Origin of the sequence: Actinoalloteichus sp. AHMU CJ021 (genome assembly GCF_002895405.1) — a bacterium.
Classification (GTDB): domain Bacteria; phylum Actinomycetota; class Actinomycetes; order Mycobacteriales; family Pseudonocardiaceae; genus Actinoalloteichus_B; species Actinoalloteichus_B caeruleus.
In genome coordinates, this window is record NZ_CP025990.1 from 4,153,368 (window position 1) to 4,176,216 (window position 22,849).

The 22,849-nt window shown below is 71.6% G+C and carries 21 protein-coding genes; 18 read left to right on the plus strand and 3 right to left on the minus strand.

Annotated features, from left to right (window positions below; genetic code table 11):
- Positions 1-113: 113 nt before the first annotated feature.
- Positions 114-1,013, minus strand: a complete 900-nt coding sequence (locus C1701_RS17565; RefSeq protein WP_030105523.1) for a DUF3105 domain-containing protein — start codon at positions 1,011-1,013, stop codon at positions 114-116.
- Between the two features lie 366 nt (positions 1,014-1,379).
- On the opposite strand from C1701_RS17565, the gene argS reads away from it, so the two are divergent.
- The 6 genes from argS to rho all read left to right on the plus strand — a co-directional run bounded on the left by argS (position 1,380) and on the right by rho (position 10,407).
- Positions 1,380-3,041 carry an arginine--tRNA ligase gene (argS, locus tag C1701_RS17570; RefSeq protein WP_026418640.1) on the plus strand — a complete coding sequence of 554 codons (1,662 nt, stop codon included), beginning with the start codon at positions 1,380-1,382 and terminating at the stop codon, positions 3,039-3,041.
- A 2-nt stretch (positions 3,042-3,043) separates the two neighbouring features.
- Entirely contained in the window at positions 3,044-4,474 is a 1,431-nt protein-coding gene (lysA, locus tag C1701_RS17575; RefSeq protein WP_026418639.1) for a diaminopimelate decarboxylase, read from the plus strand.
- Positions 4,471-5,784, plus strand: coding sequence for a homoserine dehydrogenase (locus C1701_RS17580; protein ID WP_026418638.1), 1,314 nt, complete (start codon positions 4,471-4,473; stop codon positions 5,782-5,784). Before lysA ends, C1701_RS17580 begins: the two co-directional genes overlap by 4 nt.
- A gap of 62 nt (positions 5,785-5,846) precedes the next feature.
- Entirely contained in the window at positions 5,847-6,923 is a 1,077-nt protein-coding gene (gene thrC, locus C1701_RS17585; RefSeq protein ID WP_103057084.1) for a threonine synthase, read from the plus strand.
- Positions 6,924-6,951: 28 nt separating this feature from the next.
- Positions 6,952-7,863 (plus strand): homoserine kinase, encoded by a 912-nt coding sequence (gene thrB, locus C1701_RS17590; protein ID WP_337661797.1) that lies wholly within the window; start codon positions 6,952-6,954, stop codon positions 7,861-7,863.
- Positions 7,864-8,676: 813 nt separating this feature from the next.
- Positions 8,677-10,407 (plus strand): transcription termination factor Rho, encoded by a 1,731-nt coding sequence (gene rho / locus C1701_RS17595; protein ID WP_103056282.1) that lies wholly within the window; start codon positions 8,677-8,679, stop codon positions 10,405-10,407.
- 48 nt (positions 10,408-10,455) lie between these two features.
- On the opposite strand, the gene C1701_RS17600 is transcribed toward rho, so the two are convergent.
- Positions 10,456-10,881: a hypothetical protein gene (locus tag C1701_RS17600; protein WP_155886106.1), complete on the minus strand. Its 426-nt coding sequence runs from the start codon at positions 10,879-10,881 to the stop codon at positions 10,456-10,458.
- Between the two features lie 288 nt (positions 10,882-11,169).
- Here C1701_RS17600 and rpmE point away from each other — a divergent pair, with 288 nt between their 5' ends.
- The 3 genes from rpmE to prmC all read left to right on the plus strand — a co-directional run bounded on the left by rpmE (position 11,170) and on the right by prmC (position 13,625).
- On the plus strand, positions 11,170-11,382 hold the full coding sequence (rpmE, locus tag C1701_RS17605; protein WP_016696860.1) for a 50S ribosomal protein L31: 213 nt from the start codon (positions 11,170-11,172) through the stop codon (positions 11,380-11,382).
- A 116-nt stretch (positions 11,383-11,498) separates the two neighbouring features.
- The gene (gene prfA / locus C1701_RS17610; RefSeq protein WP_026418634.1) at positions 11,499-12,575 is read left to right on the plus strand and encodes a peptide chain release factor 1; all 1,077 of its coding nucleotides are present in this window, start codon (positions 11,499-11,501) and stop codon (positions 12,573-12,575) included.
- Between the two features lie 177 nt (positions 12,576-12,752).
- A complete protein-coding gene (prmC, locus tag C1701_RS17615; protein ID WP_026418633.1) occupies positions 12,753-13,625 on the plus strand; it encodes a peptide chain release factor N(5)-glutamine methyltransferase in 873 nt (290 codons plus the stop codon).
- 52 nt (positions 13,626-13,677) lie between these two features.
- On the opposite strand, the gene C1701_RS17620 is transcribed toward prmC, so the two are convergent.
- On the minus strand, positions 13,678-15,021 hold the full coding sequence (locus tag C1701_RS17620) for a family 16 glycosylhydrolase (protein WP_030105512.1): 1,344 nt from the start codon (positions 15,019-15,021) through the stop codon (positions 13,678-13,680).
- 587 nt (positions 15,022-15,608) lie between these two features.
- Here C1701_RS17620 and C1701_RS17625 point away from each other — a divergent pair.
- The 9 genes from C1701_RS17625 to C1701_RS17665 all read left to right on the plus strand — a co-directional run bounded on the left by C1701_RS17625 (position 15,609) and on the right by C1701_RS17665 (position 22,806).
- On the plus strand, positions 15,609-16,259 hold the full coding sequence (locus C1701_RS17625; RefSeq protein WP_026418631.1) for an L-threonylcarbamoyladenylate synthase: 651 nt from the start codon (positions 15,609-15,611) through the stop codon (positions 16,257-16,259).
- Positions 16,260-16,749: 490 nt separating this feature from the next.
- On the plus strand, positions 16,750-18,033 hold the full coding sequence (gene glyA, locus C1701_RS17630) for a serine hydroxymethyltransferase (RefSeq protein ID WP_103056284.1): 1,284 nt from the start codon (positions 16,750-16,752) through the stop codon (positions 18,031-18,033).
- Positions 18,034-18,058: 25 nt separating this feature from the next.
- Positions 18,059-19,222 carry a glycosyltransferase family 4 protein gene (locus C1701_RS17635; protein ID WP_030105509.1) on the plus strand — a complete coding sequence of 388 codons (1,164 nt, stop codon included), beginning with the start codon at positions 18,059-18,061 and terminating at the stop codon, positions 19,220-19,222.
- A 182-nt stretch (positions 19,223-19,404) separates the two neighbouring features.
- Positions 19,405-19,929: a hypothetical protein gene (locus C1701_RS17640; protein WP_211237509.1), complete on the plus strand. Its 525-nt coding sequence runs from the start codon at positions 19,405-19,407 to the stop codon at positions 19,927-19,929.
- 61 nt (positions 19,930-19,990) lie between these two features.
- Positions 19,991-20,200 carry a hypothetical protein gene (locus C1701_RS17645; RefSeq protein WP_103057086.1) on the plus strand — a complete coding sequence of 70 codons (210 nt, stop codon included), beginning with the start codon at positions 19,991-19,993 and terminating at the stop codon, positions 20,198-20,200.
- 42 nt (positions 20,201-20,242) lie between these two features.
- Positions 20,243-21,046 carry a F0F1 ATP synthase subunit A gene (atpB, locus tag C1701_RS17650; RefSeq protein WP_016696853.1) on the plus strand — a complete coding sequence of 268 codons (804 nt, stop codon included), beginning with the start codon at positions 20,243-20,245 and terminating at the stop codon, positions 21,044-21,046.
- Between the two features lie 75 nt (positions 21,047-21,121).
- Positions 21,122-21,355 (plus strand): ATP synthase F0 subunit C, encoded by a 234-nt coding sequence (gene atpE / locus C1701_RS17655; RefSeq protein WP_016696854.1) that lies wholly within the window; start codon positions 21,122-21,124, stop codon positions 21,353-21,355.
- A gap of 26 nt (positions 21,356-21,381) precedes the next feature.
- A complete protein-coding gene (locus C1701_RS17660) occupies positions 21,382-21,930 on the plus strand; it encodes a F0F1 ATP synthase subunit B (RefSeq protein WP_245588770.1) in 549 nt (182 codons plus the stop codon).
- 39 nt (positions 21,931-21,969) lie between these two features.
- A complete protein-coding gene (locus C1701_RS17665; protein ID WP_026418627.1) occupies positions 21,970-22,806 on the plus strand; it encodes a F0F1 ATP synthase subunit delta in 837 nt (278 codons plus the stop codon).
- The last annotated feature ends 43 nt before the right edge of the window (positions 22,807-22,849 follow it).

A 22,849-nucleotide genomic window follows, 5' to 3' on the forward strand; every position in this document is an offset into this window, starting at 1 on the left:
CCGTATCCACGGCGGCCCACCGGAGCCGACCCCCGGGGGCGGCGAACCGTCGCTCTTCTCGGCGCTCCCGCTCCGCGCCCTCGGGTGCCTCGTCACCACGTGGCCCTCAGCCCTCAGTCGTTGGTGTCGCCCTCGTCGGATGCGTCAGCGCCCTCGTCGGACTCGGGGGCCTCCGACTCGTCCGTGGCCGGGTCCTCCTCGCCCTCCGGCTGCTCGCTCGCCTCCGGGGCGCCCGAGGGGTCGAGCATCTCGTCACCGGGACCGGTGTAGCCGCCGAAGTCCTCCGGGTTCGCCGACATCGGCATGGCGTCCGGTCCGGGCTCGCTCGGGTCGAAGGGCGGCGGGTTGTCCACGTCGAAGCGGGCCGGGTTCGGCATGCAGGTGGCACCGATCTCGGGGTAGACGTAGGCGTTGAGCTGGAGGGCCGTGATGAACTGGTCGATCCGCTCGTCGTCGGCGCTGTCGACCTTCAACCGGTGGCCCCATGCCTGGAGCGAGATCGGGCTGTCGAGGTCGGGGTAGGGCGACATCATCATCGCCGGCTCACCGATGACCTTGTTCCGCAGCGTCTCCAGGTCGTCGCCCTGGATCTGGTCCTCGTTGTAGGCGATCCAGACGGCGCCGTGCTCCAGCGAGTGGACCATGTTCTCGTTCCGCACCGGGACGTCGTAGACCACGCCGTTGCAGCCAGCCCACACCTCGTCGTGCGGTCCGCCGTTGGGCGGGAACTCCTCGTAGGCCACCCGCTGCGGAGCGACCACGTGCAACTGGCCCGCGTACTCCTCGCTGGTGACGCCCTCGATGTCCAGGGCCGGGTTCTGGTTCTCCTCCGAGGGCGTGAAGGCGCGGATGTCGGCGGTCGCCTCGTACTGCGTGTAGACGTAGGTGAAGATGCCGCCGGCGAACAGCACCAGCACCGCCACCGCGGCCAGCGTGCCCCAGGGCTTCGACTTCTTCACGGCCGTCGCCGCGCGGGCGTTGCGTACCGCTTTGGAGCTCTTTCCGCTCGCCATGCCTGTCGGACCTCGTCTCCGTGACTACCGCACTCCGCACCTGACGGCGGACAGTCTATGAGCCGCGAGCGGAATTCGGTACGTGTGGTCGGCCTCTCGTTCACCCAGAGTCAGACCGGGATGGCGGACGGTGCCGACCCCTCGCGGGGGTCGCCGACCCCGCCCCGGCCGGGCGTGTGCGCGGTGTCCGCACCCGGCGGTGAAGCGGGTGTGGGTACCGGGTGGGGGCACTCGACGTGAGCGAACACGCGCGGTGGGCCACCCACGGGGCGGCCAAGCCGCACCGCGTCCCAGCAGGCGGGACGCGGTGCGCCCACCGGACAACCCGCTCGTTTGTCGTGGTGGCGGCTGCCTAGACTTTCCCGGGTGAACCCCGCCGTGCTCAGCGACCTGATCCGTTCCACCGCAGCGGAAGCGCTCACCACCCGTGGGCTGGACACCACCGTGCTGCCAGCCACCGTGACCGTGGAGCGACCCAGAAACCCCGAGCACGGCGACTACGCCACGAACCTCGCCCTCCAGGTCGCCAAGAAGGTCGGAGTGGCGCCCCGCGAGTTCGCCGGGTGGCTCGCCGAGGCGCTGGCGCACCAGGACGGCGTGCGGTCGGTGGACATCGCCGGTCCCGGCTTCCTCAACCTGCGCCTCGACCCGGAGGCGCAGGGACTGGTCATCCGCGAGGTGCTGCGCCGGGGCGAACACTTCGGTGAGGGCGACGAGCTCTCCGGCACCCGGATCAACCTGGAGTTCGTCTCCGCCAACCCCACCGGGCCCATCCACCTGGGCGGTACCCGCTGGGCGGCGGTCGGGGACACCCTGGGACGGCTGTTCGCCGCGCGCGGCGCCGACGTCACCCGCGAGTACTACTTCAACGACGCGGGCGCCCAGATCGACCGCTTCGTGCGCTCGCTGGTCGCCGCCGCCAAGGGCGAGCCGGTGCCAGAGGACGGGTACGGCGGCGACTACATCGCCGAGATCGCCGCCAGCGTGCTCCAGGCGGAGCCCGACGTGCTCGGCCTGCCGGAGGACGAGGTCGCCGAGACCTTCCGCCGGGTCGGCGTCGGCATGATGTTCGAGCAGATCAAAGGGAGCCTGCACGACTTCGGCACCGACTTCGACGTCTACTTCCACGAGGACTCCCTGCACTCCTCGGGAGCGGTGGACCGGGCGGTCGAGCGGCTGAAGGAGGCGGGGAGCCTCTACCACTCCGAGGGTGCCTGGTGGCTCCGCTCCACCGAGTTCGGCGACGACAAGGACCGGCCGGTCATCAAGAGCGACGGGCAGCCCGCCTACATCGCCGGTGACCTCGCCTACTACCTGGACAAGCGGTCCCGGGGCTTCGACCTCTGCGTCTACATGCTCGGGGCCGACCACCACGGCTACATCAACCGCCTGAAGGCCGCCGCGGCCGCGTTCGGGGACGACCCTGGCACGGTCGAGGTCCTGATCGGCCAGATGGTCAACCTCGTCCGGGGCGGGGAGACCGTCCGGATGAGCAAGCGCGCGGGCACCGTGGTCACCCTGGAGGACCTGGTGGACGCCGTCGGGGTCGACGCGGCCCGGTACTCGCTGATCCGGGCATCCGTGGACTCCCCGCTGGACATCGACCAGGAGTTGTGGAGTTCGCGCAGCAACGAGAACCCGGTCTTCTACGTGCAGTACGCGCACTCCCGGCTCGCCTCGATCCAGCGCAACGCCCTGGAGCTCGGGGTGGACGCCGGCGACCCGGAGCGGACCGACTACGGCCTGCTCTCCCACGAGCGGGAGGGTGACCTCCTGCGGGAGCTCGCCGCCTTCCCGGAAAAAGTGGAGATGGCCACCCGGCTGCGGGAGCCGCACCGGATCGCCAGGTACCTGGAGGAGCTCTCCAGCGCCTACCACAAGTTCTACGACGCCTGCCGGGTCCTGCCGATGGGCGACGAGAAGCCGACCGAGTTGACCTCGGCCCGCCTCCAGCTCTGCGCCGCCACGCGGCAGGTGCTGGCCAACGGCCTCGCCCTGCTCGGCGTCAGCGCACCCGAACGGATGTGATCATGCGCGCCCATCCCGCCGGTCCCCGCCACGCGGAGGTCCTGCTCCCGGTCAACACCGCCGGCCCCCGGCCGGCGTCCTCCGCCGAGCTCGACGCGTTGCCGCCCACGGTGTGGCCGGCGAACACGTCCCGCCACGCCGACGGAGCGGTGCGGATCGGTGGCGTGGACGTCCGTGAGCTGGCCAGGGACTTCGGCACCCCGCTGTTCGTCCTCGACGAGGACGACTTCCGGTCCCGGTGCCGCGAGTACCAGCGCGCCTTCGGGGAACGGGCCCGCGTCCACTACGCCTCCAAGGCGTTCCTGTGCACGGAGGCGGCCCGGTGGGTCGCCCAGGAAGGGCTCAGCCTCGACGTGTGCAGCGGCGGGGAACTCGCCGTCGCGCTGCGAGCGGACTTCCCCCCGGAGCGGATCGCCTTCCACGGCAACAACAAGTCGGTCCCGGAGCTCGCGGCCGCCCTGGACGCCGGCGTCGGCGTCATCGTGGTGGACTCCTTCGAGGAGATCGACCGCCTGGACCGCCTCACCGCCGAGAACCCGCCGGCCGGCGGCCGGCAGGACGTCATGATCCGGGTCACGGTGGGAGTCGAGGCCCACACCCACGAGTTCATCGCGACCGCCCACGAGGACCAGAAGTTCGGTTTCTCGCTGGCGGGGGGAGCCGCGGCCGAGGCGGCCAGGCGCGTGCTGCGGGCTGGGGGGCTCCGGCTCGTGGGCCTGCACAGCCACATCGGTTCGCAGATCTTCGACCTCGCCGGTTTCGAACTGGCCGCCAAGCGGATCGTCGGCCTGCTCTCCGACCTCCACGACGAGCACGGCGCCCAGACGATGGCGGACCTGGACACCCTCGACCTCGGCGGGGGGCTCGGCATCGCCTACACCGAGCAGGACCGGGTCCCCGAGGTCGGTGAGATCGCCGCCACCCTCTGGGAGATCGTCCGCCGGGAGTGCGGCTTCGCCGGGCTGGACACGCCGCTGCTGGCCGTGGAACCGGGACGTTCGATCGTCGGGCCGGTGATGGTGACGCTCTACGAGGTGGGCACCACCAAGGACGTCGTCGTCCAGGACGGGGCCAGCCGGCGCTACGTCAGCGTCGACGGCGGGATGAGCGACAACATCCGCACCGCCCTCTACGACGCGGTGTACGACTGCCGCCTGGTCTCCCGCCGGGCCGAGGAACCGCCGGTGCTCAGCCGGGTCGTCGGCAAGCACTGCGAGTCCGGTGACATCGTCGTGCGGGACTGCTGGCTCCCCGCCGACCTGCGACCGGGTGACCTGGTCGCCGTCGCCGCGACCGGCGCCTACTGCTACGCGATGGCGAGCGACTACAACCGGTTGCCCCGGCCCGCCGTCGTCGCGGTCCGGGACGGCCAGGCGCGGTTGCTGCTGCGCCGGGAGACCATGGACGACCTGTTGCGCCTGGAGGTGTCATGACATCGGCTACCGGTTCGACCCCACCGGTCAGGGTCGCGATGCTCGGTTGCGGCACGGTCGGTACGCAGGTCGAACGCCTGATCCGGGAGCAGTCCGCCGACCTGACCGCGCGGGTCGGGGCTCCGGTGGAGCTGACCGGCATCGCGGTGCGCCGACCGCACCGCCACCGTGAGGTGCCGGAGGAACTGCTGACCACGGACGCCGAGGCGCTCGTGGCCTCCGACGTCGATGTCGTCGTGGAGGTCATCGGTGGGATCGAGCCGGCCAGGAGCCTGCTGCTGGCGGCCCTGCGCGCCGGTAAGTCGGTGGTGACCGCCAACAAGGCCCTGCTCGCCGAGCACGGCCCCGAGCTGTACGAGGCGGCCGACGAGTCGGGCGCCGACCTCTACTTCGAGGCGTCGGTGGCCGGCGCGATCCCCCTGCTGCGGCCCCTGCGGGAGTCCCTGGCCGGTGACCGGGTCAACCGGGTGATGGGGATCGTCAACGGCACGACCAACTACGTCCTGTCGGCGATGGACTCGACCGGGGCCGCCTACGGCGAGACCCTGGAGGAGGCGGGGCGGCTCGGGTACGCCGAGGCCGACCCGACGGCGGACGTGGACGGTTTCGACGCCGCCGCGAAGGCCGCGATCCTGGCCTCGCTGGCCTTCCACACCCGGGTCCCGGCCGAGGCCGTGCACCGGGAGGGCATCTCGCGCGTGACCGCCGCCGACATCACGGCGGCCAGGGGCATGGGGCGTGTCGTGAAGCTCCTGGCCATCTGCGACCGGGTGGTGGACGAGGACGGCGGCGAGTCCGTCTCGGTCCGGGTGCACCCGGCGATGATCCCGCGCGGCCACCCGCTGGCGACGGTGGGCGGGGCGTTCAACGCCGTGTTCGTGGAGGCGGAGGCAGCCGGGCAGCTGATGTTCTACGGGCAGGGCGCGGGTGGCCCGCAGACGGCGAGCGCCGTCCTCGGGGACCTCGTCGCGGTGGCCCGCAACCGGGTCGCCGGCGGGCGCAGCCCCCGGGAGTCCGCCTACGCCGAGCTGCCAGTGCGCCCGATGGGGCAGGTGGCGACCCGCTACCACATCAGCCTGGACGTCGCGGACCGCACGGGAGTGTTGGCGCAGGTCGCCGCCGTGTTCGCGGAGAACGACGTGAGCATCGCGACCGTGACCCAGCGGGGCCACCGCGACGAGGCGAGCCTGGTCATCGCCACGCACCTCGCCTCCGAGGACGCGTTGCGGGGCACCGTCGAGAAGATCGCGGCCCTCTCCGCCGTGCGGGAAGTGGTGAGCGTGATGCGCGTGGAGGGCGAGGAGCCGTGACCGAACAGACCGCGTTGTCCCCCATCCCACCGGCGGTGTCCGGCGGGGCCGGCCCCTCGGCGGTGTCCGGCACCGGCGGTCCGGCGGCGGGGTGGCCCGGTGTCATCGCCGCCTACCCCGCTCGGGTGGCGGTACCCGCCGGCGCCGGGATCGTCACCCTCCACGAGGGCGGCACCCCATTGCTCCCGGCCCCCCACCTGAGTGAGCTGACCGGTACCTCCGTCTACCTCAAGGTGGAGGGTGTCAACCCCACCGGGTCCTTCAAGGACCGGGGTATGACGGTGGCGATCACGCACGCGCTGGCCTCCGGCAGCAAGGCCGTGATCTGCGCGTCCACCGGCAACACCTCGGCCTCCGCCGCCGCCTACGCGGCCAGGGCCGGCCTGACCTGCGCGGTGCTGGTGCCCAGCGGGAAGATCGCCCTGGGCAAGATGGCCCAGGCAGTGGCCCACGGGGCCCGCATCCTCCAGGTGGCCGGCAACTTCGACGACTGCCTGGAACTGGCCCGCAAGACCGAGGCGGAGCACCCGGTGACCCTGGTCAACTCGGTCAACCCGGTGCGGATCGAGGGGCAGAAGACCGCGGCCTTCGAGATCTGCGACGTCCTCGGCCGCGCCCCCGACATCCACTGCCTGCCGGTGGGCAACGCCGGGAACATCACCGCCTACTGGAAGGGCTACCAGGAGTACGCGGACGACGGCCTGGTGCGGGGTACGCCCAGGATGTTCGGTTTCCAGGCGGCTGGGGCGGCTCCGATGGTGCACGGCCAGCCGGTCGCCAACCCGGAGACGATCGCCACCGCGATCCGGGTGGGCAGCCCCGCGTCCTGGCAGGGAGCCGAGCGCGCCAGGGCGGAGTCCGGTGGTCGGTTCGACGCGGTGACCGACGAGCGGATCCTGAGCGCCTACCGGCTGCTGGCCGCCCGGGAGGGTGTCTTCGTCGAGCCCGCCTCCGCGGCCAGCGTGGCCGGTCTGCTGCTGTCCTCGGAGGAGGGGCGGTTGGACCCCGGGTCCGTGGTGGTGTGCACCGTCACCGGGCACGGTCTGAAGGACCCGGGCACCGCACTGGAGGGCGCGGTGGACGTGGAGCCGCTGCCCGTCGACGCGAACGCCGTCGCCGCCGCCCTGGAGCTCCGGTGAGCCTCCGGAGACGAGCGGCTCTCCCCGGGTGGGGACGATCGTGATCGGCCGGGAGCTGTCGGTGCGGGTCCCCGCGTCGACGGCGAACCTGGGGTCGGGTTTCGACACCCTCGGGCTGGCGCTGGCGCTGTACGACGAGGTGCGGCTCCGGGTGGTGGACCGGGGCGTCCGGGTGGAGGTCTCGGGTGAGGGAGCCGAGGCGGTGCCCCGGGATGCCAGCCACCTGCTGTTGCGGGCGCTGCGCGCCGCCACCGACGCGCTCGGCGTGGAGCTGCCCGGGGTGGAGCTGCGGTGCGTCAACCGCATCCCGCACGCGCGGGGTCTGGGCTCCTCCGCCGCGACGATCGTGTCCGGGATCGCCGCCGGTTACGCGTTGGCCGGGCGGAAGCCGGACGAGTCGGCGCTCGACCTCGCCGCCCGGTTCGAGGGACACGCCGACAACGTGGCGGCGAGCATGGTCGGCGGGGTGGTCGTGGCCTGGTCGTCGGCCGGTGCGTCCCCGACGTTCCGCGCGCTCCGGCTCGAACCGCACCGCGCGCTCGCGCCGGTGCTGCTGGTGCCCGAGGTGGAGTCGGCCACCCACACCACGCGGGGTCTGCTGCCGGAGCGGGTCCCCCACGAGGACGCGGCGTTCGCGGCCAGCCGGGCCGCCCTCGCCGTCGCGGCGCTGACCTCGCGGCCCGACCTGCTGCTGGACGCGACCGGGGACCGGCTGCACCAGGAGTACCGGCGACCCGCCTGGCCCCGGTCGTTGGCGCTGGTGGAGGAGCTGCGGGCCGCCGGTGTCCCGGCGGCCATCTCCGGGGCGGGCCCCACCGTGGTCGCCTTCCCCGTCGGCGCGCCGTCCTGGGCGGGATTCGACACGAGCGGGTTCGAGGTGTGCCCGTTGGCCGTGGACACCCGAGGGGTGACGGTCCGTGAGGAGCCGGCCGATCCGTGACCGGTGCCGGGGGCGTGCCTGGGCTGTTCGGGGTCCCCGGTAGGAGGGGACTCCCGGGCAGCCGGTAACATGGAGTCATCGGAGGGGGATGGCCGCGGCGAAGCACCGCGCTGGCCAGAACCGCTGGACCTCCAGCCTTTCGCCAGTACCCCCGCTACCTGGTCGCCTTCTCCGTCAGCCATACCCGATCGACGGCACAACACCCTCCATCGGTGGTGATCTTGGCCGTTGGTTCGGCCGCCGGGAGACACGCAGGTGACGCGGGTTGTTGCGAGCTGTTGACGAGCGGTCTACCCTCGAAGGCGATCAGTCACCGCGCGCACGGGCGCCGGTACCGTCCCGGGTAGTCAACTCGGGAGGCATTCTCTCGCTATGAGGTTGGTTCACGCTATCCAGCGGGGACCAGCGGTGGAGAGTACCCGGACAGCCTGGGGTGGCCGAGGAGTCCGTACGGGTGGTTCTTCGTGAGTGTCGTCAGGTGTGGCAGCGTCGAGAATCGCCATAAGCGGGCAGGTTAGGGTGCGTGCGGGCAGAACGTCGTGACCGCCAGTTCTGCCCCCGAGCCCGCAGTGCCGCACTGCGTCCCGCAGCGTGGCAGGTCCGCTGGTCCGCGTAGGAGGCGCGGACCGGTCAGGAAGGACATTTGTGAGCAACACCGAACTGTTGAGCGGCGAGGCGGGCACGGCGGCCTCGGCTGCTGACCAGCCAGAAGCGGATAAGCCCAAGTCACGCAAGGGCTCTGCGGCGAAGGGGGAGGTACCGCACCAGGCGGACAACGGAGCCGCTCCCCGTCGGCGCGGAGGGCTGTCCGGCATGGTGATGGCGGAGCTTCGCCAGCTCGCCGGGGAACTCGGCATCACCAGCACCACTGGAATGCGTAAGGGTGATCTCATCGCCGCGATCAAGGAGCGGCAGGGCGGTGGTTCCGCCAAGACCGACACCGCTGCGCAGCTGCCGTTCGGGTCCGGGGACCAGGGCAAGACCGAGCAGACCTCCGCGGACGCGCCGGCGCAGCCGGCTCCCAGCCGCCGCTCCAGGGGCGCCAGTGCGTCCGAGAGCGCGTCGTCCGGTGAGGGTGAGGAGGACGGTGGCCGTCGCGGCCGTCGTCGCCGCACCTCGAGCCGGGCCGCCAGCGCCACCGACGGTGGCGGCGGCGATGACCGGGGCGGCGAGCGCCAGGAGCGTGGTGAGCGTCAGGACCGTGGTGAGCGTCAGGACCGTGGCGAGCGTCAGGACCGCGGCGACCGCCAGGACCGCGCGTCGCGCAACGACCGCCAGAACGACGGTCGGGACGATGACGACGAGGACGGCGGCGGCCGGCGGCGGGGACGCAGGTTCCGGGATCGTCGCCGGGGCCGTGGCCGCGCCGAGGGTGGCGGGAACGAGCCGGAGGTGCGGGAGGACGACGTCCTCCTGCCCGTGGCCGGCATCCTGGACGTGCTGGAGAACTACGCGTTCGTCCGCACTTCGGGGTACCTCGCCGGCCCGAACGACGTCTACGTGTCCCTGTCGTTGGTCCGCAAGTACGGGCTCCGGCGGGGCGACGCGATCACCGGTGTGGTCCGCCAGCCGCGTGAGGGCGAGCAGCAGCGCCAGAAGTTCAACCCGATGGTGCGGGTCGACTCCATCAACGGCCTCGCGCCGGACGCCGCTCGGGGACGCCCGGAGTTCACCAAGATGACTCCGCTGTACCCGAACGAGCGGCTGCGGTTGGAGACCGAGTCGCACGCCCTGACCGGCCGGGTCATCGACCTGGTCATGCCGGTGGGCAAGGGCCAGCGGGCCCTGATCGTCTCGCCGCCCAAGGCCGGCAAGACGATGGTGCTCCAGGCCATCGCCAACGCCATCACGACCAACAACCCCGAGTGCTACCTGATGGTCGTGCTGGTCGACGAGCGGCCCGAGGAAGTCACCGACATGCAGCGCTCGGTGAAGGGCGAGGTCATCGCCTCGACCTTCGACCGGCCGCCGTCCGACCACACGACGGTGTCGGAGCTCGCCATCGAGCGGGCGAAGCGGCTGGTGGAGCTGGGTTACGACGTGGTCGTGCTCCTCGACTCCATCACCCGGCTCGGCCGGGCCTACAACCTGGCGGCGCCGGCCTCGGGTCGGATCCTCTCCGGTGGTGTGGACTCGACGGCGCTGTACCCGCCGAAGCGGTTCCTGGGCGCGGCCCGCAACATCGAGAACGGTGGTTCACTGACCATCTTCGCGACGGCGCTGGTCGAGACGGGATCCGCTGGCGACACGGTGATCTTCGAGGAGTTCAAGGGCACCGGCAACGCGGAGCTGAAGCTCGACCGCAAGATCGCGGACAAGCGGACGTTCCCGGCGGTCGACGTCGACGCCTCGAGCACCCGCAAGGAGGAGCTCCTGCTCTCCCCGGACGAGCTCGCCGTCACGCACAAGCTGCGGCGTGTTCTCTCCGCGCTGGATGATCAGCAGGCGCTCGACCTGCTGCTCGAGCGGCTGCGGAAGACCCGGACGAACATCGAGTTCCTGATGCAGGTGGCGAAGAACACGCCTGGCGGGAACGGGGACTGAGGACGCACCGGAGGCGTTGCCGTCGTCGCACGGCGGCAGGGCCTCCGGTCACCCGGCGCCGCTCACCACCTCGGGCCGCGAACAACGGTCCGCCTCGCCGCCATCGGTCGGGCAGGGGCGCCGGCCGGCGAGCAGCAGCACCCAGGACACCACGGCCGCGGCGGCGCACCCCAGCGCCGCCGACGTGGGGACCGGCAGGTCGCCCACGGTCAACGCGCAGGTGATCAGGACCAGGCCGTAGGGCCAGCTCAACCACCGTGGTGACCACGGGCGGGTCCACGCGACCGAACCGGCGAACACCGCGTTCAACCCGGCCGCCGCGCCGAAGAGGACCGACCAGTCCGGGTGAACGGCATCCCCGGCGGCGGGCAGCACCAGGCCCAGGCCACCCAGCCCGAGCACGGTGCACAGGAACGTCGGGGGCACCAGCAGCCAGGCCCACACCCGCAGCGGTCCCAGGTTCGCGCACAACACGGAGCCAGGATGGAACAGCCCCGCCTGGCGCGGCGGCAGCCAGCCGCTCCGATCGCCCGGCGGACCGGAGACGGCGGCGGGTGGCCCCTGCGTCACGGTGAGTGGCATGGGGCGTTCGGAAACAGACGGCGACCCCCACGCGTTGTGGAGGGTGGCGGCGACGCGGTGGCCATCTGGCACACTGGTTCGCCGAACCCGGCTCCGGTTCACCCCCTCACCCGGCCCCTGGCGAGTGCCAGGCGACCAGGCAGGGCGGACCCGGCGGCCCAAGAAGGAAGGGACACACCTGTGAAGACCGGTATCCACCCCGAGTACGTGACCACGCAGGTCACCTGCGGTTGCGGCAACACCTTCACCACCCGGAGCACCCGTTCCACCGGTGCGGTGACTGTCGAGGTCTGCTCCAACTGCCACCCGTTCTACACGGGCAAGCAGCGGATCCTGGACACCGGTGGCCGGGTGGCCCGCTTCGAGGCCCGCTACGGCCGCCGCAAGAAGTAGCTCTTTCGACGGCGCCCACCCCACCGAGCTGGCGGGGTGGGCGCCGTCGGCGTGTGTCCGGGGTCCGGTCGGCAGTGACCAGGGCCCGGCGGTGTCGTCAGGACGGAGGGTGCGGCGTGGAGAACTCGGCGCTACGGAGCTTGCTCACCGAGTACGGGGAGCTGGAGGAGCGGTTGGGTGACCCCGCCGTGCTGGCGGACCGCGCCGCGGCACGCCGGTACGGCCGGCGGCACGCCGAGCTGACGGCCATCGTGCAGGCCGCCCGCGAGCTGGAGCGGGTGCGCACCGACCTGGAGGCCGCCCGGGAGCTCGCCTCCGAGGACCAGGCCTTCGCCGAGGAGGCAGAGGAACTGGCCGCCCAGCTCCCCGAGCTGGAGGCGAGGGTGGCCGAGCTGCTCGTCCCCCGCGACCCGCACGACGCCTCCGACGCCGTGCTGGAGATCAAGTCGGGGGAGGGCGGCGCGGAGTCCGCGCTGTTCGCCGCCGAGCTGCTGCGGATGTACGAGCGGTACGCCGAGCGCCGGGGGTGGCGCACCGAGGTGCTGGGCGTCACCGAGTCCGAACTCGGGGGCATCAAGGACGCCACGATGGTCGTGAAGGGCCCGGTGCGAGCCGACGGCGTGTGGTCGAGGCTGAAGTTCGAGGGCGGGGTGCACCGCGTCCAACGGGTCCCGGTGACGGAGTCCCAGGGCCGCATCCACACCTCGGCCGCCGGGGTCCTCGTGTACCCGGAACAGGAGGACGTCGCCGTCGAGATCGACGAGAACGACCTCCGGGTGGACGTGTTCCGCTCCTCCGGGCACGGCGGGCAGAGCGTGAACACGACGGACTCCGCGGTCCGGATCACCCACCTGCCGACGGGCATCGTCGTGTCCTGCCAGAACGAGCGCAGCCAGTTGCAGAACAAGACCAGGGCCATGCAGGTGCTCCGCGCGCGGCTGCTGGCGGCGGCGGAGGAACAGGCCGCGCGGGAGGCGTCCGCCGCCCGCCGCAGCCAGGTGCGCACGGTCGACCGCTCCGAGCGGGTGCGGACGTACAACTTCCCGGAGAACCGGATCTCCGATCACCGGGTCGGGTACAAGGCGCACAACCTGGACCAGGTCCTCGAGGGCGACCTCGACGCGGTGTTGGACGCGCTGAGCGCCGCCGACCGCCAGGAGCGGATGGAACGCAGCGCGGCACCGACGGCCTGAGGTTCGAGGACCGATCGGCGGCCCACCTCCCCGGCGGGGCGCTCACTCCGGCGGGGGACCACCCCGGTAGCCCGGTCGGCGGGTTGGTCGGGTCGGGCGCCCGCTGACCGGGCGCACCGCGCTGGCCGTGGTTGGCTGGTGCGGGGGAGACGGGTTCCGGACCGGGAGGGGGAGGAATTGTCCAAGCAGCCGTTGCGACTCGCCGTCGCCGAGGCCGAACGAATCCTGCGGGAGGCCGGGGTCGCGAGCCCCCGCGCGGACGCCGAACTGCTCGCCGCCCACGTCGTCGGGGTGGAACGCACCAAGCTCACGATGGTTCCGCTGGTGTCCGTCTCCGTGGTCGAGGAACTGCACCGACTGGTCAGGGAACGGTCGAAGGGCATCCCCCTCCAACACATCACCGGCTGGGCAGCCATGGGGGCGATCACGGTGAGCGTGGGGCCGGGCGTCTTCGTACCGAGGCCGGAGACGGAGCTGCTGCTGGCCTGGGGGCTGGCGCACCTGCGCCGCACCAGGCAGCCGACGATCGTGGACCTGTGCACCGGCTCCGGTGTCCTGGCGCTCGCCTTCGCCAACGCCCGCCCCGACGCCTCCGTCCACGCGGTCGAGCGGGACCCGAGCGCGCTCGCCTGGGCGAGGCGCAACGCCAACGCGCTGGTGGGTGCGGGGGACCGCCCGGTCGATCTCCGGTTCGGTGACGTCGGCGATCCGGAGCTGCTGGCGGAGCTGGACGGCACGGTCGACCTCGTCGTGTGCAACCCGCCCTACGTGCCGGAGGGAACGCCCGTGCCGGTCGAGGTCGCGGAGCACGATCCGCACGCGGCGGTCTTCAGCGGCCTCGACGGCATGGACACCATCCGCCACGTCGTGCACTGCGCGGTGCGGCTGCTCCGCCCAGGTGGGGCGCTGGCGCTCGAACATGACGACACCCACGGCGAGGCGGTGCCCGAACTGCTCCGGGCGCGCCAGGTGCTCACCGAGGTCGCCGACCACCCCGACCTGGCGGGACGGCCGAGGTTCGCCACGGCCCTGCGGCGTTCGTTGTCCTGATCCGACCAGGGGAGGGCGTCCGATCGGCCGCCCTCCCCGACTCGGTGAACCGTCACCAGTACGGGTACCACTTCTGGTCGACCGCGCCCGTGCAGTGCCAGATCAGGGTCGGAGTGCCGTCGTCCCAGCGGCCGTGCTCCGTGCCCAGGCACCGGTTGGCCAGCACGGAGACGATGTCCCCCGACTCGACGCGCCACCGTTGGGCGTCCGACCCGTCACAGTGCGCGATCCGCACCGGGGTGCCGGCGGAGGGGTCGCCGCCGGCGACGGCGAGGCAGTAGCCGAGGGCGCGGATGGTGTCGCCTTCCCGGGTCCACTGCTGGGCGTCCGAGCCGTTGCAGTGGGCGATCTGCACCGGGGTGCCGTCGCTGGCGTTGCCGCCGGCCACGTCCAGGCACAGCTCGCCGATGCCCCTGATCGTCCCGGTCCCGTCTCCGGGCGGCGGGGTGCCCGAGCCCTCGTAGACCCGTACGTAGTCGATGAGCATCCGCTGGGGGAACTGGGTGGAGTCGTCGGGCGGGCCGGGCCAGTTGCCGCCCACCGCCGAGTTCAGGATCATGAAGAAGTCCTGGTCGAACACCCAGGGGTTGTTGCCCACGTCGGAGCGCGTGACCTGGTGGTACACGTGCCCGTCCACCGACCACACCATGCCATCGGGTGACCAGTCGACCGCGAAGACGTGGAACCCGTCGGCGAACTGCTGGCCGCCGGGCAGCGTGTACGAGCCGGTGATGCCCTCGCCGGCCGAGTAGCCGGGGCCGTGGATGGTGCCGTGCGCGGTGCCACCCTCCCGGCCGACGACCTCCATGATGTCGATCTCGCCGCTGTGCGGCCAGGGTGTCTCGGGGAAGTTGTCGCCCAACATCCAGAACGCTGGCCACACCCCGTTGCCCCGGGGCACCTGGATTCGGGCCTCGAAACGGCCGTAGCGCTGGGAGAACTTGTCCTGCGTCGTGAGGCGGGCGGAGGTGAACTGGCAGGGGCCGTAGTGGCAGCTCAGCCCGTCGGTGCCCTCCCGGGTCGAGGTGATGACCAGGTTGCCCTGCCCGTCGAGCGCGGAGTTGCGGCGGTCGGCCGTGTAGTACTGGAGTTCGTTGTTGCCCCAGCCGTGGCCACCGATCTCGTGGTTCCACCTGGCGGGGTCGGGGGCGGCGCCGGAGGGACCCTCGAAGTCGTCCTCCCAGGTGAGGGCGAGCGGGGTCGCCCCGACCGCCGAGGAGGGGGCGCTCGTCGTCGACGCCAGCGCCGTCGACGCGTCGACATCGGGTGCCGGGTCGACGTCCGCGTGGGCGGCCGGTACGGCGAGACTCGCGCCGACGGCCAGGACAGCGGCCAGGACGCCGGCATTCCTTCTCCGGCCACGTCGACCGGACGTCGGCACAGGGGAAAGGGCCATGAAGATGACCTCCACTCACGGGCGGAAGAATTGTGGTCGGAAACAAAACACCGCCAGTTCCCGATGTCAAGGGCGCGGATGTCCCGTGGGGTTGGGGCGAGGCTGGCGGGAGTACTGGAACCGCTTCCGTCCGGACCTCCGGATACCGCCGTGCGGTGCATCAGAGGTGGTCAGAATCGGCCCAAAACGGGCCAGGTGGCCGCCGTTGCGCTGCGGGTTCGCCGTATCGCGGGTACACCCGCCCGGTGCGGGGCGAATGACAAGGAGTCGGCGCCAGCCATTCGACGTTCGTTCCACTCGCGGACGCGGGAAAGGCGATCGGGTGAACGAAGGGAATCGTCGGAGCGGAGCCGGGAAAACGCGGGAGTGCCGAGGGCATCGCGTGCCGGTCCGTTTCGCGGAGGACGGCTGTTCCCTCGCCGGACCCCCAGGGGAAGGCCGTCGTCGCCCCGCTCGGCCAGGGGGGCGGGACGGGGCACGCTGGCACCGGCCCCGGCGGTCGGGAGCGGGTGGGCCGTTCCCCTGTCCGCCACCGGCGGGCAGGTCCCGCTGCCCTCCCCGTCACCGGGGGTGCCAGGATCGTCCGTGTGAGCACGAGCTATGACTGCAACATTCCCGAGACCCGGCAGGCGGGGCTCGCCGCCGCCGCGGAGACGGTGCGCGCCGGCCAGCTCGTCGTGCTGCCCACCGACACCGTCTACGGGCTGGGGTGCGACGCCTTCGACTCCGCCGCCGTCCGAAGCCTGTTGAGCGTCAAGGGGCGTGGCCCGGACATGCCCGTCCCGGTGCTGGTCGGGTCCTGGACGACGATCGATGGCCTGGTGCTGTCGGTGCCCAGGCCGGCCAGGGCCCTGATCGAGGCGTTCTGGCCGGGTGGCCTGTCCCTGGTGCTCAACCACGCCCCCTCCCTGGCCTGGGACCTCGGGCGCACCCGGGGAACCGTGATGCTGCGGATGCCGTTGCACCCGGTGGCCCTCGAACTGCTGCGCGAGGTCGGCCCGATGGCCGTCTCCAGCGCCAACCGGTCCGGTCAGCCGCCGGCCACCACGGCGGAGGAGGCCAGGGAGCAGCTGGCGGAGGACGTCCCCGTCTACCTCGACGGTGGCGCCGCCGAGCGGGCCACCCCGTCCACGATGGTGGACCTGACCGGCCCCACGCCCCAGATCCTGCGGGTGGGTGCGGTGTCGGCTGAGGAGATCTCCGAGGTCCTCGGCGTCGAGGTGGCCGTCGCGGACTGAGGGGTCCGGCGGCCGAGCTCCTCGACGCCGAAGCCGGTGCCCGCACGACAGGGCGCCGAGGCATCGCCTCGGCCATCCCGGTCAGGCGGGTGGGGCCGGTCGACCTCGGCTTCGGCGGCGGCGCCCTGCTGGCCCCTCCACGGCGCGACAGGCGGGACCCCTCGGTGCTCGGGGACGGCGCGCCGACCGGACGAAGATCGGGCCGCCGACCTGACAGCAAGATCACGCAGTAGCGTGAGAGCGCGCGTTCGGCCCCGGCGTCCCCGCCGGTTCCGGGCGCGCCGACGCCCCCGCGCGGGGGCCTCCCCGTCCCGAGGCTGGTGTGCCCGGCACCACCAACCAGGGCTAAGGTCTGGGGCACCGCGACGCGCGAGGGCGCCGGTTGGTGGAGACCTGACGACGGGCGGACACCGCGGGGCCCGGTCGGGCCAACGCTCGTGGCGACGCGACGCGGTCACTCGTTCCCATCCGAGGCGAGGAGCATCCAGCAGTGAGCACGCCGTTCTGGGGGCCGGACTTCGACTCCCTGCGTGACACCGACCCCGAGATCGCGGACGTGGTCCTGGGGGAACTGGACCGGTTGCGGGGTGGGCTGCAACTGATCGCCAGCGAGAACCTGACCAGTCCGGCGGTGTTGGCCGCGCTGGGGTCCACGCTGTCCAACAAGTACGCCGAGGGCTACCCGGGACGCCGCTACTACGGGGGCTGCGCCCAGGTCGACCGCGCCGAGGAGATCGGGACGGCGCGGGCGCGGGAACTGTTCGGAGCCGAGCACGCCAACCTCCAGCCGCACTCGGGCGCCAGCGCCAACCTCGCGGTCTACGCCGCGTTCGCGAGGCCAGGGGACACCGTGCTGGCCATGGACCTCAAGCAGGGCGGCCACCTCACCCACGGATCGCGGGTCAACTTCTCGGGGAGCTGGTTCAACGCGGTCTCCTACGGGGTGCGCGCGGACAGCGAACTGATCGACTACGACCAGGTGCGCGACCTCGCGCGGGAGCACCGGCCCCGGCTGCTGATCGCCGGCGCCACCGCCTACCCGCGCCTGATCGACTTCGCGGCGTTCCGCGAGATCGCCGACGAGGTGGGAGCCGTGCTGGTGGTCGACGCGGCCCATTTCGTCGGGCTGGTCGCCGGCGGGGCCGTCCCGTCCCCCGTTCCCTACGCGGACGTGGTCACCTGCACCACCCACAAGGTGTTGCGCGGTCCGCGTGGCGGCATGATCCTCTGCCGTGCCGAGCACGCCAGGGCGATCGACAGGGCCGTCTTCCCCTTCACCCAGGGCGGTCCGCTGATGCACGCGGTCGCGGCGAAGGCGGTCGCGCTCCGCGAGGCGGCCAGCCCCGCCTACCAGGAGTACGCCCGGCAGGTGGTGGTGAACGCCAGGGCACTCGCGAGCGGCCTGGAGGCGGCGGGGATGCGTGCCGTCTCCGGCGGGACGGACACCCACCTGGCGTTGCTCGACCTGCGTCCGCTCGGGCTGACCGGTGCCGAGGCCGAGAGCAGGGCCGAGGCTGCCCGCATCACCCTGAACAAGAACGCCATCCCCTTCGACCCGGCCCGACCCGCGGTCGCCTCCGGCATCCGGATCGGGTCGCCGGCCGTCACCACGCAGGGCATGCGGGAGCCCGAGATGGCGGAGATCGCCCGGCTGCTCGCCAGAGCGGTCCGCGCGGTACCCGGTTCCCCCACCGGCGACGACGTCCTCGCGGAGGTCGGTGCCGAGGTGGCCGAGCTCGTGGCCGCCCTCCCCGCCTACCCCCGTCCGGCCTGACGACAGAAGCGGTACGACAAGCGTGATGCCAGGTTTCGCTCCGGCCGGCTTACCGGTCCGCGAGTACCTCCTCGTGGGACTGACGGCAGCCGCCGTGACCTTCCTGGTCACCGGCGTGATCCGGCTGCTCGCCATCCGCATCGGCGCCGTGGCGCATCCCCGGCAGCGGGATGTCCACGTCAAGCCCATGCCCAGGATGGGCGGGGTGGCGATCTTCATCGGCGTGGTGGCCGGCATGCTGCTCGCCTGGCGGCTCCCGGTCCTCAGCCGCGCCTTCGACTACTCCTACGAGATCCTCGGAGTGGCCGTCGCGGGCGGGGTGATCGTCCTGATCGGGATGCTCGACGACCGTTTCGAGCTGGACTCCATCACCAAACTCGCCGGCCAGATCATGACCGCCGGCATCCTCGTGCTCTTCGGCGTGCAGTGGTTCTTCTTCTGGGTGCCGTGGGGGGAGCAGGGGGACAGCGTCGGTTCGCTGCTGGTGCTCTCCGGTAACCAGGGCGCGGTGCTCACCGTGCTGCTCGCCGTCACGATGATCAACGCGATGAACTTCGTCGACGGCCTCGACGGGCTGGCGGCGGGCATCGGGTTCATCGCGGCCTCGGCGATCTGCGTGTTCTCCCTGGGCCTGCTCTCGGACGTGGGGGGTGACGTCGGCGCCTACCCGCCGGCGTTGATCGCGGCCACCCTGGCGGGCGGTTGCCTGGGCTTCCTGCCGTACAACTTCCAGCCGGCTCGGCTGTTCATGGGTGACTCGGGGTCGATGCTGATCGGCCTGATGCTCGCGGCCGCGAGCACCACGGCCTCCGGCGACATCGACTACTCCCGCTACAGCGCGAGCGACGCGATCGCGTTGCTCTCCCCGCTGCTGGTGGTGGCGGCGGTGCTCTTCGTGCCGCTGCTCGACCTGATCATGGCGATCATCCGCCGTACCCGGCGCGGGCAGAGCCCGTTCAGCGCGGACAAGATGCACCTGCACCACCGCCTGCTGGAGATCGGGCACTCCCAGCGTCGCGCGGTCATGCTGATCTACCTGTGGGCGGCGTTGTTGGCGTTCGGGGCGGTCGCGGTGACCATCTTCGACCCGTCAGTGGTCGTCTGGGGCGTGCTGGGCGGGCTGCTCCTCGCGGTGATCGTGTCCGCCGTGCCCCGGCTGCGCCAGCTCGCGAACCGCCGGCGCCCCTGACCGCCGCTGGCCACATCCGGCCGCCGCGCCCCGCGCCCCTCCCTGCTCATCACGCACGGTGACCAGCGTTGCCGGAGCGCGCCGGCCCGGCACCCGGTCGCCGGGTGAGGTCCGGGTATGGGCGACAATGGTGCCGCGCGAGGACGTGAGTCCCGCGCAGTCGACGAGTGAGGGGTCGTGCGGTGAAGGCAGCCACCGTGGCGGGGACACTGCGTTCCGCCCTGCGTCAGGCGCTGCTGGCACTCGGGGTGGGCACCCCGGTGCTGCTGGGCGCCGGTTGGCTGGTCGACGGGGTTCCCGGGGTGTGGGGCGCGGCGATCGGGATCGCGCTGGCCGCCGGGTTCATGCTGGTCACGACCGTGGTCAGCGTCATGACCGCGTCGGCGTCCCCCACCGTGATGGCGGCGGCCGTGCTCGGCTCGTGGCTGGGCAAGATGATCGTGCTGTTCGTCGTGCTGGCCCTGTTGCGCAACGAGGACTTCTACTCGCGGATAGTCCTGTTCGGCGTCGTCGTACTGACGGTGATCGGCGTGATGGCCGTCCAGACCCGGGTGATCCTCACCAGTCGGGTGCCCTACGTCGACACCACTACGCCGAGTAGTGAACCGGACACCGGGGACGAACCGGCTCGACCCGGGGTGGCCCCGGAGGGGAGCGACGCGGTCGACACCGCTCCCGCTACGAGCCGATCAGGCTCTGACCAGTGACGACGGCTAACGCCCCTGGGGTTCGTCCTGGCGAAAACCGATTGGTAAAGTGCGTTTCAAGATGAGTGATCAGTCGGACAAACCACCCCAGAAGGGTGAGTCCACCCGAGGGTTGCTCATCAGGACCCTGATCGCCGGCCCCATCGCCTGGGGTGGCATCGGGTTCGCCGTTGACCTGATCAGTGACAGCTGGCTGTGGACCTTCGTCGGTCTGGGGCTGGGGCTGCTTACTGCGCTCTACATCGTGTACGTCCGTTTCGGCCGGGCCTGATCCGCGCCGGCTACGACCAGGGAGACCACACTGAACGCGCAAGTGTTGGCCGCCGTGCTGGCCGCGGGTGACGGAGAGGGTTTCCACGCGCCCGGTATCGAGGAGTTCTACCCCGGTGCCCTGCTCTTCGAGGGCACGATCTTCGAGATCAACCGGATCATGCTGGTCCGGTTCGTCATGGTGGCGCTGTTGGCGTTGTTCTTCATCCTCGCGCTGCGCCGGGCCAAGCTCGTGCCCCGGGGGCTCCAGAACGTCGCCGAGTACTTCCTGGACTTCGTCCGCCTGCACATCGCCGAGGAGATCCTCGGCAAGGGGGCGGCGCGACGATTCCTGCCGATCCTCACCACGTTCTTCTTCATGATCACGGCGTTGAACCTCGCCGGCGTGATCCCGTTGCTCAACATCGCGGGGACGAGCCTCATCGGCACCCCGCTGGTGTTGGCCATCGTGGCGTGGATCGTCTTCAACTACGCGGGGATCAAGGCGCAGGGTTTCGGCCCCTACATGAAGAGCAACCTGCTCCCGTCAGGTGTTCCGCTCTACATGGCGCCGATCATCGTGCCCGTCGAGTTCGTCTCGACGTTCATCCTGCGCCCCTTCGCGCTGACGGTCCGGTTGCTGGCCAACATGATGGCCGGCCACCTGATCCTGGTGCTGTTCTTCTCCGCCACCAACTTCATGTTCGTCGAGGCGGGATCGGCGCTGCTCGCGCCGGTCGGCGTCCTGACCCTCGGGGCCGGGTTCGCCTTCACGCTCTTCGAGATCCTGGTGGCGGTGCTGCAGGCGTACATCTTCACTCTGCTCGCCGCCGTCTACATCGACCTGGCGTCCCACGCCGAACACTGACGGCACGACCTGCGAGCACCAGAGACGACCTTCCGGTGAACGCCGGGAGGCCAACATGAAAGGGAAGACACGGAAGTGGAAATCCTCGCTGCGATCGAAGGCAACATCGCGACCGTCGGCTACGGTCTGGCCACTCTCGGCCCGGGTATCGGTCTGGGCATCCTGATCGGCAAGACGGTCGAGGGCATGGCGCGTCAGCCGGAGATCGCCGGTCAGCTGCGGACCACCATGATCCTGGGTATCGCCTTCGTCGAGGTCCTGGGTCTGCTGGGCCTCATCGCCGGCATCCTCTTCGGCGGCATGGGCTGATCCGAACCGACCGTTAGGCGACCATCGTGAGTACATTCGCAGTGCTGGCGGCGGGCGACAACCCGAATCCGCTGCTGCCGCCTGGGTACGACATCTTCTGGTCCGCGGTCTGCTTCGTTCTCGTCGGTCTGCTGTTCTGGAAGTTCGTCCTCCCGATCTTCCAGCGCGTGCTCGACGAGCGAACCGACAAGATCGAGGGCGGTATCGCCCGGGCCGAGAAGGCCCAGCAGGAGGCCAAGGAGACGCTGGAGCAGTACCAGGCCCAGCTCGCCGAGGCCAGGGCCGAGGCGGCCCGCATCCGGGACGACGCTCGTGCCGAGGGCGACCAGATCATCGAGGAGATGCGGGCCAGGGCTCAGGAGGAGTCCGCGCGCATCGTCGCCCAGGGCCAGGCCCAGCTGGACGCCCAGCGCGCCCAGATCGTGGCCGAGCTCCGGGCCGACCTGGGCCGCATGTCGATCGACCTGGCCAGCCGGGTGATCGGCGAGTCCCTGGAGGACGAGGCCCGTCGTCGGGGAACCGTGGACCGGTTCCTGGACGAGCTGGACTCGGTGTCGGCTCCGGCGAGCAAGTGACCAGGTGACCATCGTGCCGAACAGGGGAGTGGAGACGTCGTGACCACCGTGACCACACTGCACGCGGCGAGTCGGGACGCCTTCGCCGCCGCCGCCGAGCGGCTGCGCGCCGAACTCGACGGCGTCACCGGCGAGGAACTGGCTGGTGTCGGCGAGGACCTCGGAGCGGTCAGCCGGCTGCTCGGTCGGGAGTCCTCGCTGCGCCGGTCCCTCGCCGACGCCGCCAGTGAGCCGGCACACCGCGAGTCGCTGGTGCGGGAGGTGCTCGGGCGCAAGATCGGCGCCCGGGCGCTGAACGTCCTCGCGACCGTGGTGACCGCCCGCTGGTCGAGCCCTCGCGAACTCGTGGAGGGCGTCAGCCGGCTGAGCTGGGAGGCCATGCTGATCAGCGCCGAGCGCGCCGGTCGGCTGGACACCGTCGAGGACGAGCTGTTCCGCCTCGGCCGGATCGTCGCCAGCCAGCCCGACCTCGACCAGCTGCTGTCCGACCCGGCCGGGTCGGCGGCGGGCAAGGTGACCCTGGTCCGGCAGTTGCTCACCGACCGGAGTGACCCGGTGACCCTGGCTCTGGTGGAGCAGCTCGTCAGCCAGCCGGGCGGCCGGACGGCCGTCGCGGGCCTGGAGGAGTTGGCGGCAGCCGCCGCCAAGCGCCGGGAGCGTTCCGTGGCGCACGTTCGCTCCGCGACCGTGCTGTCGGACGCTCAGGAGGAACGGCTGGCCGCGCTGCTCAGCCGGATCTACTCCCGACCAGTCGCCGTGCACACCGAGGTGGACCCGACGCTGGTCGGCGGCCTGGTCATCCAGGTCGGCGACGAGATCATCGACGGCAGCGCCGCGGGCCGGTTGGCCGCACTACGGCGGCAGCTCGCGGGGTAGGCGCGCCGGCGCCCCGCGCGAGTAGCCGCGCAACCAAGACCAA

What these genes read in the sequence shown, in the direction of transcription:
- C1701_RS17565 (WP_030105523.1), bottom strand. Translation starts at nt 1,013, where the DNA reads ATGGCGAGCGGAAAGAGCTCCAAAGCGGTACGCAACGCCCGCGCGGCG.
- lysA (WP_026418639.1), top strand. Translation starts at nt 3,044, where the DNA reads ATGCGCGCCCATCCCGCCGGTCCCCGCCACGCGGAGGTCCTGCTCCCG.
- C1701_RS17580 (WP_026418638.1), top strand. Translation starts at nt 4,471, where the DNA reads ATGACATCGGCTACCGGTTCGACCCCACCGGTCAGGGTCGCGATGCTC.
- rho (WP_103056282.1), top strand. Translation starts at nt 8,677, where the DNA reads ATGGTGATGGCGGAGCTTCGCCAGCTCGCCGGGGAACTCGGCATCACC.
- C1701_RS17620 (WP_030105512.1), bottom strand. Translation starts at nt 15,021, where the DNA reads ATGGCCCTTTCCCCTGTGCCGACGTCCGGTCGACGTGGCCGGAGAAGG.
- C1701_RS17635 (WP_030105509.1), top strand. Translation starts at nt 18,059, where the DNA reads ATGCCAGGTTTCGCTCCGGCCGGCTTACCGGTCCGCGAGTACCTCCTC.
- C1701_RS17645 (WP_103057086.1), top strand. Translation starts at nt 19,991, where the DNA reads ATGAGTGATCAGTCGGACAAACCACCCCAGAAGGGTGAGTCCACCCGA.